Genomic DNA, 13,873 nt, shown 5'->3' on the forward strand with positions numbered 1-13,873 from the left:
GTAGAGAACTGTGCATCTGATACTTATCCTTTAGCCTGGGGCGTGTATTGCAAGGTTTCTATATTTGTATGCAGATTTTTGGTGGAGTCTATCATAGGCCAGATGTGGTAATCTTTGTGACGCCGATAATCATAGTAACCTTGCAGCCGGGCATAGCTTTCGAGCAGTATGGCCCCCAACGTCCAGAGTAGGCGCTGTGGCGTTCTCATGCTGAGATCACGGCAGGCCAGCAGTTGTCTGAAAATGGGGCAGATCTTCATCGTTGATGCGGCATAGTTTTGTGTAGCCCGCACCTGTAGATGGCCTGCGTAGATCCTTTTACGCTGTTGGATGAACTCCTGGACGGTTAGGGGCCCTTTATTATAGACAATACAGGCTGGCTGATATTGCAAGTGATAGCCCAGGTGGGAAATAAGGGCTTGAATAGAAATTTCATCCACGGCACTTTTATGGGGAATGGTGGCAAGCACGTTGCGAAAAGCGATAGCTTCTCCGAGCTTTGGCTCTTGACGCGCCAGGCGATCGTGGAGATGCCAGAGCAGGTGAACTGTATGCCCCATAAATGTGTCTTTGTTGTTGATGGGTACTGGTCTTCCTCCGCTCATGCCAATATGTGGATGTTTAAATGTAGCGCACAAATGCTCAAAGGCCATAGATTCGGGTATCACATCGGCACTGAGCAGAATAAGGATCTCGCTACTGGCATGCTGTAGAAAAAGGTTGATCGCTGAGGCTTTGCCTTCGCGCCGGGCCTGCGTATAAAGATGAATACGTGCATCGTCGCGGGCCAGGGCCGCCACAATTGGCACCGTCTGATCAGTACAACCGCTGGCGACCACAACAATTTCATCTATTCTGAAGGACAACTGCTGTTGGGCCTGTACAGCCGCCAGTGTGTGGGCAATATTAGCCTCTTCATTGTATGCCATAATGCCCACACTGCAGCCCAATTTTGGCGTCTCATGCGATGCTGGAGAATCTTGCTGACAGCACGCACTTATCTTTTGCCTGGTCGAATATACTTTTATTGCCACTTCTACCATCTCTCCACCAAATGCTTGCTAAAACAAGCATCCTGTCAAAAAATTTTGATATTAGTTTTTACACGGCGTAATCAAAAATGCTATGTTTTGTCTGACAGACACAGTATGCCGTTAAACCAGGCGTCATAGCAATATGCCAAAGTATACAAGTGCGATATCTTTCGTATCTCTTTATGTTTTTCTACTGGTAAGAAAGGGTATGATTCCCAGTATGTTGGGAAGCAGAGCGTTTCTGAGCCTGGGGAACGTAGGCGTCCCCACTCTCTTGTTCATGGTTGGTGCAGCAGATGAACATTCAAGCATCTGCTGCACCAGCCATGAAAGGATATCCTGAGCACGGAATGTGCGCAAACCCATGCACAGTGCATGCGGATGCCTTGTTCTTTCAAGCGTTCAGGCCATGAAATGGTATATTAGTATATACATATGTACTATCTCGACGTCTTATATATCCTATGGTATAATCTGTCCGAAATTGATTCACTTTTGGTTGAAATGGGTTAGCACGAAAGAGAGGAAAACTCTTGCTGCAACAGTGGCTTCCGGCAATTCGTATTGTTCAAATTATCTTGAGCATCGCCGTAATAGTTTTTATTTTGTTACAGGCACGTGGTGCAGGCCTGGGAAGTGCCTTTGGTGGCAGTAGCGCCGGTTCAGTATTCAAAACACGTCGCGGCGTTGAGCGTTTGATTTTCAATGCGACGATAATCTTTATAGTTCTCTTCGCCCTGGTTTCTGTGTTGAGCGCTGCTATTGCTGCTCGCGGATTATAAGTCGCGCTCGGACACCTCCTTTGTGTGCTCTGTTCCGTGCAGTCATCTGTAAAGCGATCTTCGTAAATATAACTTACGTTCACGCTTAAGGGGTTATGCTGGTACATCATGCACGGATAGCTTACCCGCAATATAGAAGATGGCTGTTAAAGAAGTCTGGCTGTTCTATTTTTCAACCAGCCGGGACTATTTTTAGCAGCCTTTTTTTTCTGCTGTTTTGCCTGCTTTTCAACACCGGCTGTGCCAGTTCTCCCACATCCACACAATTACAGGTACAATCACCTCCTGCCGCCCGCTTGACTTATGTAGCTATTGGTGCATCTGATACTTTTGGCACAGGTACTACTGATCCTGCCTCTCAATGCTGGCCGGTAGATCTGACCAACGCATTGGGCTTACATACACGCTTGATAAATCTGGGTATTCCAGGAATCAATGCCCACGATGCACTCAACATCGAGTTACCGGTGGCGCTGGATGCCCATCCCGGTCTGGTTACGGTCTGGCTGGCAGTCAATGACCTGGTTGATAAAGTACCGCTTGCCAGCTATCAGCGCGACCTGGATAGCATATTGCAACGCCTGCGTTCCGCTAATCCCAAAGCTCAGATTATGGTGGCTAATGTGCCAGACCTGACCCGGCTACCACGTTTCAAGCATAACGATATACAGGCATTACACCGCTTGATCGGCTCATATAACACTGCTATTGCTACAGTTGTACAGCATAATCATGTCGCGCTGGTTGATCTCTATCAAGATTGGCAGGCCCTGGCCGATCATCCTGAATATATCAGTCAGGATGGCTTTCATCCCAATGAGCTCGGTTATGCACAGGTAGCTGATATTTTTTATCATACGTTAAAGACGCTAAAAACATGACACAATTGTTTGGCATCTCGCTTGATCAATTGACACCCATGCTGGTGATTGTGACTGGTATCATTGTAAGTGGTATCCTGCTACTGGCCATCGCAAATGCTATCTTTTTTAAGATTGGGCTACGCAATGTCAGCCGGCGCCGTACCCAGATGGGCCTGATTGTATTTGCCCTGATGTTATCCACTACTCTCCTCTCGGGAGTTCTGGCCACGGGCGATGTAATGACAGCGGCTGTCCAGAGCGTCGCCGTCTACAACTGGGGGAATATTGATGAACTGGTAGAGGGGGGACATGGACCGCTGGGAAGCTATTCTCAGAGCATCTACACTCAAATCAAGCGGCATGCCCAGCATACACCAGAGATCGCGGCGGTGGGTGCGGTTTTGCACGAGACTGGACTACTGCTCGCTGATCAAACGTCGCGCCAGGTGCGCTCAAATGTAGGGGCACTGGCAGTATTGCCAGGTAGCGAACTGGGTTTTGGCGGTTTATTTGATGCCAGTACTGCACGTCCACGCCGTATCAGTGCCTTGCCAGACAATGCCGTCTATCTCAACCAGACCTGTGCCACCCTGCTCAACGCGAAAGCGGGCGATCGCTTGTATCTCTATTCCTTACGTTGGCCTGGACATCGCTATACAATGAAAGTAGTCGCCATCGTAAGTAATGCCAACATCGTAGGCGACCAGCCGGTCCTGATCAGCAATTTAAATACGTTCCAAAAAATAGAAAAATTACCGGGCAAAATTAATCAGATTCTGATCGCCAATCAAGGTGGCGTTAATGGCGTTGCTCTATCAGCGCAGGTAGAGGACCGCATTGACGACTGGATACCGAGAGACGTCCATGTTATACAGGTCAAGCAACAGGGAGTCCAGAATTCACAGAACGCGCAGGAAATCTTCTCGCGCATCTTCTCCTTATTTGCTCTCTTTGCCCTGGCTATTGGCCTGCTGCTGATATTTCTTATATTCGTGTTGCTGGCGGCTGAGCGACGCTCAGAAATAGGGATTGCCCGTGCCATTGGAGTGCAGCGGCGACATCTCATTTTAATGTATCTATTTGAAGGAACAGTATATGATTTGCTGTCCTCCTTGATTGGGTTGCAGGCTGGTTTTGGTCTGGGTGCAGCTCTGATCTATTTATTAGGGCCCCTGCTGGAGCGTTTCAATTTTCCGCTGAAATTTAGCTTCCAACCGCATAGTTTACTGATCGCCTACTGCCTGGGAGTAATCTTCACCTTTATTTCGGTGGCCCTGGCATCCTGGTTAGTCAGCAGGATGACAGTGAGTGAAGCTATTCGGGATTTGCCAGAGCCAGCGCGAGTGCGCCTGTCATTGCATGAGCAGGGGGCGCACTTCTATCAACTGTGCGGGCAGTTGCGAGATTGTTTACGACCGGGCGTGCGCAACTGGCGGCGTGTCCGTAAGATCCTGTTTGAGCATGTACCTGAAGTATTATTGAGCTTCTTGATGACGCTAACAGTCACAGGTATAATCCCGCTGCTGGCCGGCATTTTCCTGGCGCATCTGGGTTTGAACGATGCTGAGGTTGTCCCTTTCTCCCTGGGCCTCTCCCTATTTGTATTTGGTAGCGTGCTATTGCTCAAGGCCTTGCTGCTACAGAGCATGACCGTCTATCTGCAGCTGCGCCATAGGTATGGGAAAGCAGATTTCCAGCCCTGGTTTCATTGGATCGATGGTGCCGTAGCGGCCCTGATCGGACTATCCTGGCTGGCTTACTGGGCGCTACCTTTTGATGTGCTGGCGCAACTTGGTTTGCCGCGCTTTAAAGCGGGCATCGAAGTATTTTTTGTCGCTGGCGTCATGATGGTTCTGGGTACTGTCTGGACCATGATCGCCAATGCTAGCATCCTGACAGCCCCTTTCCTGGCCTTATGCATGCGCATACCCGCTATCTTTGTCCTGATCAAGCTGGCTTTGGCCTATCCGCTACAGCGGCGTTTACGTACCGGTTTAAGTGTAATCATGTTCAGCCTGGTTGTTTTTGCCATGACTGTGATGGCGATCATTACTAATGCGATGCAGAACTCTTATGTCGATATCGAGACACAGACCGGTGGCTATGATATCCAGGCTACTGCATACTTTAAATCTATACCTGACCTGCAGAAATCGCTAACCACCCACGGGATTAATCCAGCTGACTTTTCCGCGATTGGGTTTCGACATACTACCGCCCTGGGGATATTGCAGCCCGGAGCGCCCTCTCCACGCTGGTCCATCTATCCTACCCAGATTATTAACGGTGGTTTCCTGCAGGGCTATGGTGTTCATCTCATCGCTCGTGCGCAAGGCTTTCAGAGCGATGCCGCGATCTGGCAGGCGCTACGGCAGCATCCCAATTATGCCTTGATTGATAGCAGCGCCCTTCCCTATGACCCCAATCGTGCATATGTATACGATCCATCTGCCATGAATGCTACAACGGCCAATGTGCCCAAAACTCCTCCGGGCTTTGATCCAGACTTAACGTTTGCCATGAGTGGTGTGGCGCAGGGAGATACATCATTCCTGGCGGTCCCTCTCTGGGTGATTGGCTTACATGGGAAGACCGCAACAAAATTAACCGTGATCGGGGTGGTAGACAATAGTGATTCTGCCCATTTTGGACTTTACGTGTCTCAGGCCGCTTATGATGCTAAACAGTCTGGTATCGTGCCAGGGAGCTCTGATTCGCCGCAGGATCAGAGCTACTATTTCAAAATAGCTCCCGGGCATGACCCACGGACGGTGGCGCTACAGCTTGGTTCGGCCTATCTGGATTATGGACTGGAAACAACGGTCCTGGAAGATGTTATCTGGCAGGCTCGCGGACCACGTATTCTATTGAGCAATGTGTTGCTGGCCGTAGTTGGCCTGATCCTTTTGCTGGGTATGGCTGCCCTGGCGCTGATTGGAACGCGAGCCGTCATTGAACGCCGTCAGCAGATAGGGATGTTACGCGCCATGGGCAGTTCACGCGCCCTGATCCAGGGTGCATTTTTACTCGAATCGTTTCTGGTAGGAGCGCTCGGTAGCTTGCTAGGAATTGTGCTAGGTTTAATTCTGTCCCGCAATATTTTTGCCGCCAACTTCTTTGAGCGATACGAAACAGGTCTCTCTTTTGGCATTCCCTGGCAGCAGTTAGGTTTGATTGTTGTCTTCTCCCTCTTCGCTTCATTCCTCGGCGCTATCTTGCCTGCCTGGCAGGCTGGACGTGTCGCACCAGCAGAAGCATTGCGCTATTCATAAGCCCGACCACATAATTCCATATTTTATGTATGATGGGCTTCATTTCTACAAATTAGCTCAGCAAGCAACGAGGAAAATATTGCATATTAGCAGTATAAGAATTTATGGTGCCTGCATACAAATGAAAAAGATTGTAAAAGTATCAATCTATGCGTTAAAATAATAGAATAGATGTCGTTTGCTGTGATATTTTACTTCATAGTTTGTATTCAAAGAAAGGATATCTATTGTAAAAGTAGTTTGTCTTGAAATGCTTACTTGTGTCCTCTCTTCTCTGTGACCACATGATAGAGATGTTGTTACGCGGGCGTGGCAATAAATGTGGATTTTTTGGCAATGTTTTGCCTTCCAGCCAGAAAAAGTAAATTATTGGTTGAACTGTGATGTGTTCTCAAGGGCTCTTGTCAGAGTGCCGCTCTCACAAGCAGCGTGTTTGGGGTTCTACTTTAGAAGGATACTTAGGCTGATGATGTAATGAACACGCGTTGCATCATCATCATGTGACGAAGGACTGTCTATGCATGTACTATTTATTGGTGGCACCAATGAAGTTGGCGCCAGTTGTCTTGCTGTTCAAATTGCCAGTCAATGGATTGTTATTGATGCTGGTGTGCGCGTAGACCGCAGTGCCGATCCTCTTCCTGATTTTGCATTACTGGAGGACAAAGATGTCCGCGCAATCTTTGTCACACATGCCCATGCCGACCATATCGGGGCATTGCCACTTTTACATCAGGCGTACCCAAATATCCCTATTTTTGCTTCACGCGCGACCGGTTTATTGATGGAAGTGATGCTGGCAGATGCTCAGCGTATCATGCAACGTCGGGCCGTTGACGAAATGGAGCTGCCTCTTTATCCCAGTGACCTGGTTGAGCGTATGCTCAATCAAGTTCGTCCATTGCCAGTTGGCGAAGCTGTCACGATTCCAGAACTGCCTGATGTGACTGTTCTTACCAGTCCGGCTGGTCATATTGCCGGAGCCGTTAGCCTGGGTTTTGTGGCGCCTGACGGCTCTCTGGTTGTCTCTGGTGATATCAGCGTAACCGAGCAGCGCACCGTTTCAGGAGCCCAGCCACCACCGATTGAGAAACCCGATCTCCTCATTTTAGAGGCCACCTATGGTGCGCGGCTGCATGCCAATCGGCAAGCAGAAGAGCAGCGGTTGGCGCAAGCAGTCGCCGAAGGTATTGAGCGTGGCGGTCATGTTTTGATCCCTTGTTTTGGCCTGGGAAGAGGGCAGGAAGTACTGCTGCTGCTGGTCGATGCCCAGCAGAAAGGATTGATTCCAGAATTTCCAATCTATGTCGATGGCCTGGTGCGCCGTGTATGTTCAACCTATCATCTCTTGCCGGAAGCACTGATCCCAAGGTTAACGCGTCAGATTAGCAAAGGCTATTATCCTTTTGCGGGACGGCGCATTACATACGTCAAGGATGAGCATGATCGGGAACGTATCCTGGCGGGCGAACCGGCCTGCATCGTTTCAAGCTCTGGCATGCTGACAGGTGGCCCAAGCGTCTGGTATGCCTCGCGTCTGATTTCTAATCCACAGGCTTCTATTTTAATTACCAGTTATCAGGATGAGGAATCGCCAGGCAAGCGCTTATTGGATGTGGTGGATCGGCGGCAGGATCACCTCGACCTGGATGGCGTCAGCACCCCGATACATTGTCACATTGGCAAGTATAGCCTGTCGGCCCACGCCGATGCTGGCGAACTGGCCAGCTATGCCGCTTCCCTGCAACCATTATATGTAGCTCTTGTTCATGGGGATGAAGAGTCGCGCCTGGCATTACGTGCTCGCCTGCCTGATGCCGAGGTTTTATTGCCCGACAATGCGGCAGAGTTTACCATTTCGGCTGGCCGGGTTGTACATCCTATCATGCAGCATCATGCGGCCACACTATCCCAACTGGCTGTCGGCATCGGCAAAGGACAACCTTTCGAGCGTACGCATGTGGAGCAACTCTGGCAGGCTGTCTCTCAGATCCCGACCCTTCGTATCGTGACCGCGCGCGAACTGGCTCTGATCTGGGAAGGGCAGGCGCATGAAGAGACAATTACTCGTATTCTGGATGTACTCAAACAAGATCCGCGCTATCGCTACTTTATGCCGCATCGAGCACTTGAAGAAGCATTTTATGTGCGTGGCAAAAGCACCTCCTCGGAACTCTTCAGCGATTTGATTGGCCAGGTTCTTTTTGTACAGGTCGCCTTTAGCGGCAGCCCAATGCCCGCTTTATGTCGAGGTCTCTTGCCGACTGCCTCCGTACGTGTGCAGTTTGCTCCAGGTATCTCCGACCGTATTCGCTACGCCTACTCCACGATTCTGGATGTGCTTGGAGCCCTGCCTGAGCACCTGGAAGAACGCCAGGTCTCATCCTATCTAACTGAACTGAGCCGCCAGGCGCGCGTGCTACGACGCTCGCTTTCTGCCCAGAATCTGGCCCTGGCCTGTAAGGAGAATACCAGCTATACACTGAGCGAACTCTGCGAACTGATTGGCGTCTCTTCCACCGAACTGGTCGATCGCCTGGCTGTCGCCGACCTGGTCCAGCGTACCTCTTCGCTCTTTTACGTGCAGCAGATGCCCCAATTTGAAGAAGGCCAGACCATCTACACGCTGGCCCCCGGCTGGCAAGAAGCGCTTAAGAAAGACGAGAGCGAGCTTCCGGCCTCCCAGATTGATCGCCGTGTGGTGTTACAGATTCTGGAACAGCATATCGGTAATCCACCAGACCTCTACCGGAGACGCTTTGATCCGGATACAGGCGACCTCACGCTCTCCTTCCACTTCCCAGATATCGCCAAGAAGAAGTACCAGCAGGCTTTGACCGAAGCCGCTGAAGAGGCTGATGTAAATATCACCATATCGCCATATGCCCATCAGGATGCGCTTAGTGAGGTGGCTCAGCAGGTGTTGCCGGAGGGATTGAGCATCCAGAGCCATCCTTCAGTATATCAAGAAACCAAACATATCCATTTTGAAGTGATAGGGCAAACAACGCCACGAGCTTTGAAAGAAGCTCAGGCCCGTTATCGTGAACGAACAGGCTGGCATATAACGTTTACCGGCGTAACTATTGGCTCTACTGCTGTTCCTCAGACATTGCCCGAGACGGTCGCGGAGCCACTTGCCAGCGTGCTACTTGCACGTGAAGATGCGGTGAATATAGCCGAACAACGCCTCAGTTCTCTACCAGGCTTTATGCAGATCGATGTAGAGGAAGCCAGCTATAGTTTAATTGTTTCGTTTTTGTTTCCAGACGTTGCCCGTGGACGCCATGCCTCTTTATGGCAGGAAATTGCCGATGCAACTGGCTGGCACGTAAAGATCGTCCCGATCGCTGCGCGCGAAGCCCTGATCGAGGTCGCCCGGCGCTCACTGCCTGAGGGCCTGGTCTGCGTCGGAATTCCGGAAGTATTGCCTGCTCAAAAGACTGTACGCCTCATCTATGACGGTTATGATTCTCATGAAGACATCAACGATGCGCGCACCGAATTTCAGGTCACGACCGGTTGGATGCTATCACTGCTGCATACTTCATCTGTTGCTAGTACTGCAACCAGCGGCCACCAGCATAGCCGGGCGGTTGCGGCACGTTCTTCCGACAAGCCATATCGCATGGAGGACGCGCTACATTATGCGCAAGAGTTATTGAAACCTCTGCCTGGTTATTTACGGGTAAAAGTAGAGATTGATAGTCGAACACTGATACCACGCTTTACCTTTCCAGATATCGCCAGGGAACGCTATGCGGAACAACTGGCCTCTATCTCGGCGGTGACCGGTTGGAATGTACGTTTGCACATGATTATTTATCCACCGGCGCTGAAAGAGGTACTGGCTCGCATCTTACCCGAAGGGCTCTCATGCGTTGACACACCATCGATCTATCAAGAAAAGCGCAAAGTAGGTATTGTTTGCGTCGGACAGGCCGCATCCGAATTGGTAGAGGAGGCGCAACGACGTTTCACTGAAGATACCGGTTGGGAGCTTGAACTACGCGGATCTTCCGTTGAGCCCCTGGTCGAAGAAAGCGTACCAGAGCATACCCCCATTTTATCTCGCAGCATGGTAATGATCAGAGTGATTGAAACATTTGGGTCTGCGCCTGACTTCTATCAACTGGGTGTAGATGACAAGCGCACCACCCTCTGGCTGCATTTTTACTTTCCTGAATTGGCCCGTAGCCGCTACGCTGCAGAACTCGAGCGCCTGTCTCTGGAGACCGGTTGGAGAATCGATGTTGATAAAGATGTCCATCAAAAAGCTCTGATCGAAACTGTTATACGCTTATTGCCAGCGGATGTAACCATTATTGGAAAGAAATCCGTCCTGCACGAGCAATTGACGTTGCGGCTGACCTGTACCGGTGCTCTGGAACCAGAGCAGTTGCGGCATATCCAACAACGCTTTACTGAGGAAACCGGCTGGAACCTCGTTCTGGACTTTTCGGGTCAACAAGCGTTTTATCTGGCCTCCAATGGAAGCGAGCAAAAAGCGCTGGCTGAAAGTACGTCCAGAGAACCTTTACATGAGCGAGATGCTCAGGTTATAGTGCAGACCAAACTGGGCACGTATGGAAATGTACGGCGTTTATTGGTAGATGCTATTCGCCATATTCTCCTGGTCAATTTCCAGTTTACCAATGGACAACGGCACATCGATGCCGCGCTCCTGGCAGAATTGGAAAAAGAAACGGGCTGGCATATCCAGTTAACATGAGCTGCATAGAATAGAAAAAGGAAGCCTCGCAGGGGGAGAGACCTGCGAGGCCGAAATATATACTTATCCACGAGCGCCATTGCTACGCGGAGAGCATATCTGAGGTGGAGGCACCGACCAGAGGCTGCGTCGTGACCGGAGCCGTGGCCAGCCTGCCATGGTCATGAGATGCTAGAACGTTGTCATAAACAGTCAGATATTTTTCGGCCATGACGCGGGCCGAAAAATAGCGCTCAGCATGTTCATGGACAAGATGACGATCAATGGTAGCAATGCGATTCATATAGTGTGCCATTTCTACCACATTGTGCGCGAGAAATCCTGTACGTCCGTGGGCAATAATTTCTGTGGCTGCGCCAGCAGCAAAAGAGATGACCGGACAGCCCAATGCCATCGCCCTGATCATCTCAATGCTGAAAGGCTCTCCCCGTTGCAGAGGAGCCAGCAGGGCTCGGGCCTGACCTAACAATTCGATGTTATTTTGATAGGTTGCTGGTCCGACGTACTGAATATCCTGTCCATTGATATACGGTTCCACCAGATGCCGATAGTAATCCATCGCATCTCGATTGTGGGCCTCTTTAATGCCAGCCAGGATCAATGGTTGCTGTGCGCGCCTGGCGGCCTCAATAGCCAGATGAGCGCCAGCCTCATAGGTAAAGCGTCCCTGCCAGATAAAATAATCGCCAGTGGGCTGAGGATCGATGTCGCACGTATCGATGTGAACGCCATGATGAACAATGCCCGCAAAGCGTGTCTCCGGTGAGTGTCGTGCTACTTGCTCGCGCGCACTTTCGCTCGTGGCAACCAGGGGTACTTGTTGCGCCCACTCCATAAAATAGTCATCTGCATCACCCGTCCAATTATCCATGGTGCGATCGAATGGAAAGTAGCCATGTAAGGTAGCGACGAGCGGAGTCGACATCATCGCCGCCAACGGAAAAATATACATATCACTACTAGAGGCGAGGTGGGTATGCACGATATCAAAATCGTGCTCAGCTATATATTCGAGTGATTTATGTAAATGATAGTATGCCTTCAACGTGGCTTGCCAGGGCACACCTTCTGTAATCAAAGACTTTGGAATAAAAGAAACCTGTTTAGCGGATGTATGTGCATCTGCAGGTGCAAACAGGGTCACCTCATGTCCAAGAGCGACTAGTTCCTCAACAAGATGATAAATTACATATTCAGTAGTACCATAATTTTTGGGAGGTATCGTGATCCAGGGTGGTGCTACCTGTGCAATTTTCATACGTGCCTCACTCTTTCTGTTGACCTGTACATTCTGTGCCGCTTCTAAGATGACAACAGGAAAAACACTAAGTGTATGATGTGATAGTATTTACGCCCATGTTAATTCAGATTCTATTTCATGTAAGTGTTTTATCTGTTTGTATATATATAGACTGCAAAATTTCTCGGTTATTAATAAAGATATAGCCGTCAAAAAATATTGTGCTGTGAAAAGTATATGGAAACGCTGCCTGGACGCGGCTTGCTGCGCTCATCCAAATGAAAGGCAGGCTGCGAAAATTGCACTGGACAATTGTAACCTGGCTGTAACGTATAATAGAGGGCAGAGAGTTAACCAAGGAGAATGTGTATGAAATTTGGACTTGCGATCCCTAATTGCCATGGGGATTTTGCCGATATTCATCTGGTGTCAGAAGTTGCTTATGAAGCTGAACAAGCTGGCTGGGATGGCCTTTTTGTCTGGGATCACATTGGTGATAAATGGGGTGATGAAGTACTTGACCCCTGGGTGATGCTGTCCGCGATGGCGATGCGCACACGCACTGTCAGGCTTGGTACTATGGTGACACCTGTGACGAGGCGCCGGCCCTGGAAACTAGCTCGTGAGGTCGCTACGCTGGATCATCTTTCTAACGGACGCATGATTTTAGGGGTTGGCAGTGGCGGAGGTATTGAATATGTCAATTACCACGAGCCTGGAGATGCAAAAACATATGGCGAGCGCATGGATGAAGCGCTTGAATTGCTATCACTGCTCTGGAACGGAGAGCGTATTTCTTATGCTGGGCAGTATTATCAGATTGAGAACGTTCGCCATTTGCCGCGCCCCATTCAGCAACCGCGTATTCCGATCTGGGTTGGCGGTGTCTGGCCAAATAAAAAGCCGATGCGCCGGGCTGCACAGTGGGATGGAGTGTGTCCAATTGGCAAAGGCGTGGGCATGACAGAGCAGATGACCCCTGAGCAGGCACATGCCTGCTTTGATTATGTACGCTCGCAGCAGAGTCCAGAGCAGGTTACCGAAGATTATGCGTGTGTACAGTGGGGTATTCTAGATGGCAAGGATCGCGGCCATGATGCCGCCCTAGTCTCCGTTTATGCCGAGGTAGGTGCTAACTGGTGGATAGAAAATTTAAGCTGGGAGCGAGGCTCCCTACAAGAATTGCGTCCGTTTATCCATCAAGGCCCTCCAGTTCACTCCTAAAAGCACAATACAAAGTATGAACTTTCGCACCTTCGGAGCTCAATAGAGCTTTTAGTATGTGTCTGAAGCCTATCACCATCAGAAGCAAAGCGCCCCCATACAGGCGGGCGCCTACGCGCCCGAGCCCTTTATATTCGTTGGTGCAGCTACTCGTGCTTTGCGCGGATAGCTGCACCAACGAATATAAAGACCTATTGAGCGCCGAAGGCGCGTAGTGTCAGGGGCCATAGGCGGTGAAACGCATGGCATTCAGACCCACTCTAAAAAACGCTCAGGCGCGCATGCACCCACACCCAGGGAAGCGCGACACAACCCTCATGATGATGGGGAGTCCGACGCATTTGGAAAGGTGATAAAATGTCAGTCAGGTCTCTACAAGCGGACGAAGCTATTATTAAGGTATCTTATCCACTTTGGATTATAAAGAGACATAGGAAGATAATTATGCAATTTTGATTACCTGGTGATATAGGTGGGGAGTTGTTTTGTTGCGTTGTTGCACATGTATACTGTAAAAGCTCGCGTATATCTCGTTAATAGTTTATAGAGTCTTTATAAGGGAATTGAGATCGCTTCAAAATAGTTTACATTCGCTTACATGTATTAATCTCGGCTTATAATCGAGCGTATTAAAAAAAGATAAAAAAAATTGGCAAATGCCTTAAAAGTGTATGCTTCTACCGCTTCTTGTGTTATAAATGAGGATAAGAAAATAAAGCATCAGGA

7 protein-coding genes are annotated in these 13,873 nt (G+C 49.7%); 5 read left to right on the forward strand and 2 right to left on the reverse strand.

Translation table 11 applies throughout. The features are described from left to right. Positions 1-23 precede the first annotated feature (23 nt). Complete coding sequence (locus JMI88_RS33830) at positions 24-929, reverse strand: glycosyltransferase family 2 protein (protein ID WP_201366449.1); 906 nt, start codon at positions 927-929, stop codon at positions 24-26. 638 nt (positions 930-1,567) lie between these two features. On the opposite strand from JMI88_RS33830, the gene secG reads away from it, so the two are divergent. The 4 genes from secG to JMI88_RS33850 all read left to right on the forward strand — a co-directional run bounded on the left by secG (position 1,568) and on the right by JMI88_RS33850 (position 10,683). After that, complete coding sequence (gene secG, locus JMI88_RS33835) at positions 1,568-1,816, forward strand: preprotein translocase subunit SecG (RefSeq protein WP_201366450.1); 249 nt, start codon at positions 1,568-1,570, stop codon at positions 1,814-1,816. Between the two features lie 95 nt (positions 1,817-1,911). Next, positions 1,912-2,697: an SGNH/GDSL hydrolase family protein gene (locus JMI88_RS33840; RefSeq protein WP_201366451.1), complete on the forward strand. Its 786-nt coding sequence runs from the start codon at positions 1,912-1,914 to the stop codon at positions 2,695-2,697. Next, the gene (locus tag JMI88_RS33845) at positions 2,694-5,951 is read left to right on the forward strand and encodes an ABC transporter permease (RefSeq protein WP_201366452.1); all 3,258 of its coding nucleotides are present in this window, start codon (positions 2,694-2,696) and stop codon (positions 5,949-5,951) included. The genes JMI88_RS33840 and JMI88_RS33845 overlap by 4 nt, the downstream gene beginning before the upstream one ends. 517 nt (positions 5,952-6,468) lie before the next feature. Next, positions 6,469-10,683 (forward strand): MBL fold metallo-hydrolase, encoded by a 4,215-nt coding sequence (locus JMI88_RS33850; RefSeq protein WP_201366453.1) that lies wholly within the window; start codon positions 6,469-6,471, stop codon positions 10,681-10,683. 82 nt (positions 10,684-10,765) lie between these two features. Here the strand turns inward: JMI88_RS33850 and JMI88_RS33855 are convergent, their stop codons facing one another. Then, positions 10,766-11,941 carry a glycosyltransferase family 4 protein gene (locus tag JMI88_RS33855; RefSeq protein WP_201366454.1) on the reverse strand — a complete coding sequence of 392 codons (1,176 nt, stop codon included), beginning with the start codon at positions 11,939-11,941 and terminating at the stop codon, positions 10,766-10,768. A gap of 351 nt (positions 11,942-12,292) precedes the next feature. On the opposite strand from JMI88_RS33855, the gene JMI88_RS33860 reads away from it, so the two are divergent. Continuing rightward, positions 12,293-13,147: an LLM class flavin-dependent oxidoreductase gene (locus JMI88_RS33860; RefSeq protein WP_201366455.1), complete on the forward strand. Its 855-nt coding sequence runs from the start codon at positions 12,293-12,295 to the stop codon at positions 13,145-13,147. The last annotated feature ends 726 nt before the right edge of the window (positions 13,148-13,873 follow it).

It is taken from the genome of Dictyobacter formicarum (assembly GCF_016587435.1).

Bases quoted from the DNA above. Each gene is read 5' to 3' on its own strand.
- JMI88_RS33830 (WP_201366449.1), bottom strand. From the start codon at position 929: ATGGCATACAATGAAGAGGCTAATATTGCCCACACACTGGCGGCTGTA.
- JMI88_RS33840 (WP_201366451.1), top strand. From the start codon at position 1,912: ATGCTGGTACATCATGCACGGATAGCTTACCCGCAATATAGAAGATGG.
- JMI88_RS33845 (WP_201366452.1), top strand. From the start codon at position 2,694: ATGACACAATTGTTTGGCATCTCGCTTGATCAATTGACACCCATGCTG.
- JMI88_RS33850 (WP_201366453.1), top strand. From the start codon at position 6,469: ATGCATGTACTATTTATTGGTGGCACCAATGAAGTTGGCGCCAGTTGT.
- JMI88_RS33855 (WP_201366454.1), bottom strand. From the start codon at position 11,941: ATGAAAATTGCACAGGTAGCACCACCCTGGATCACGATACCTCCCAAA.
- JMI88_RS33860 (WP_201366455.1), top strand. From the start codon at position 12,293: ATGAAATTTGGACTTGCGATCCCTAATTGCCATGGGGATTTTGCCGAT.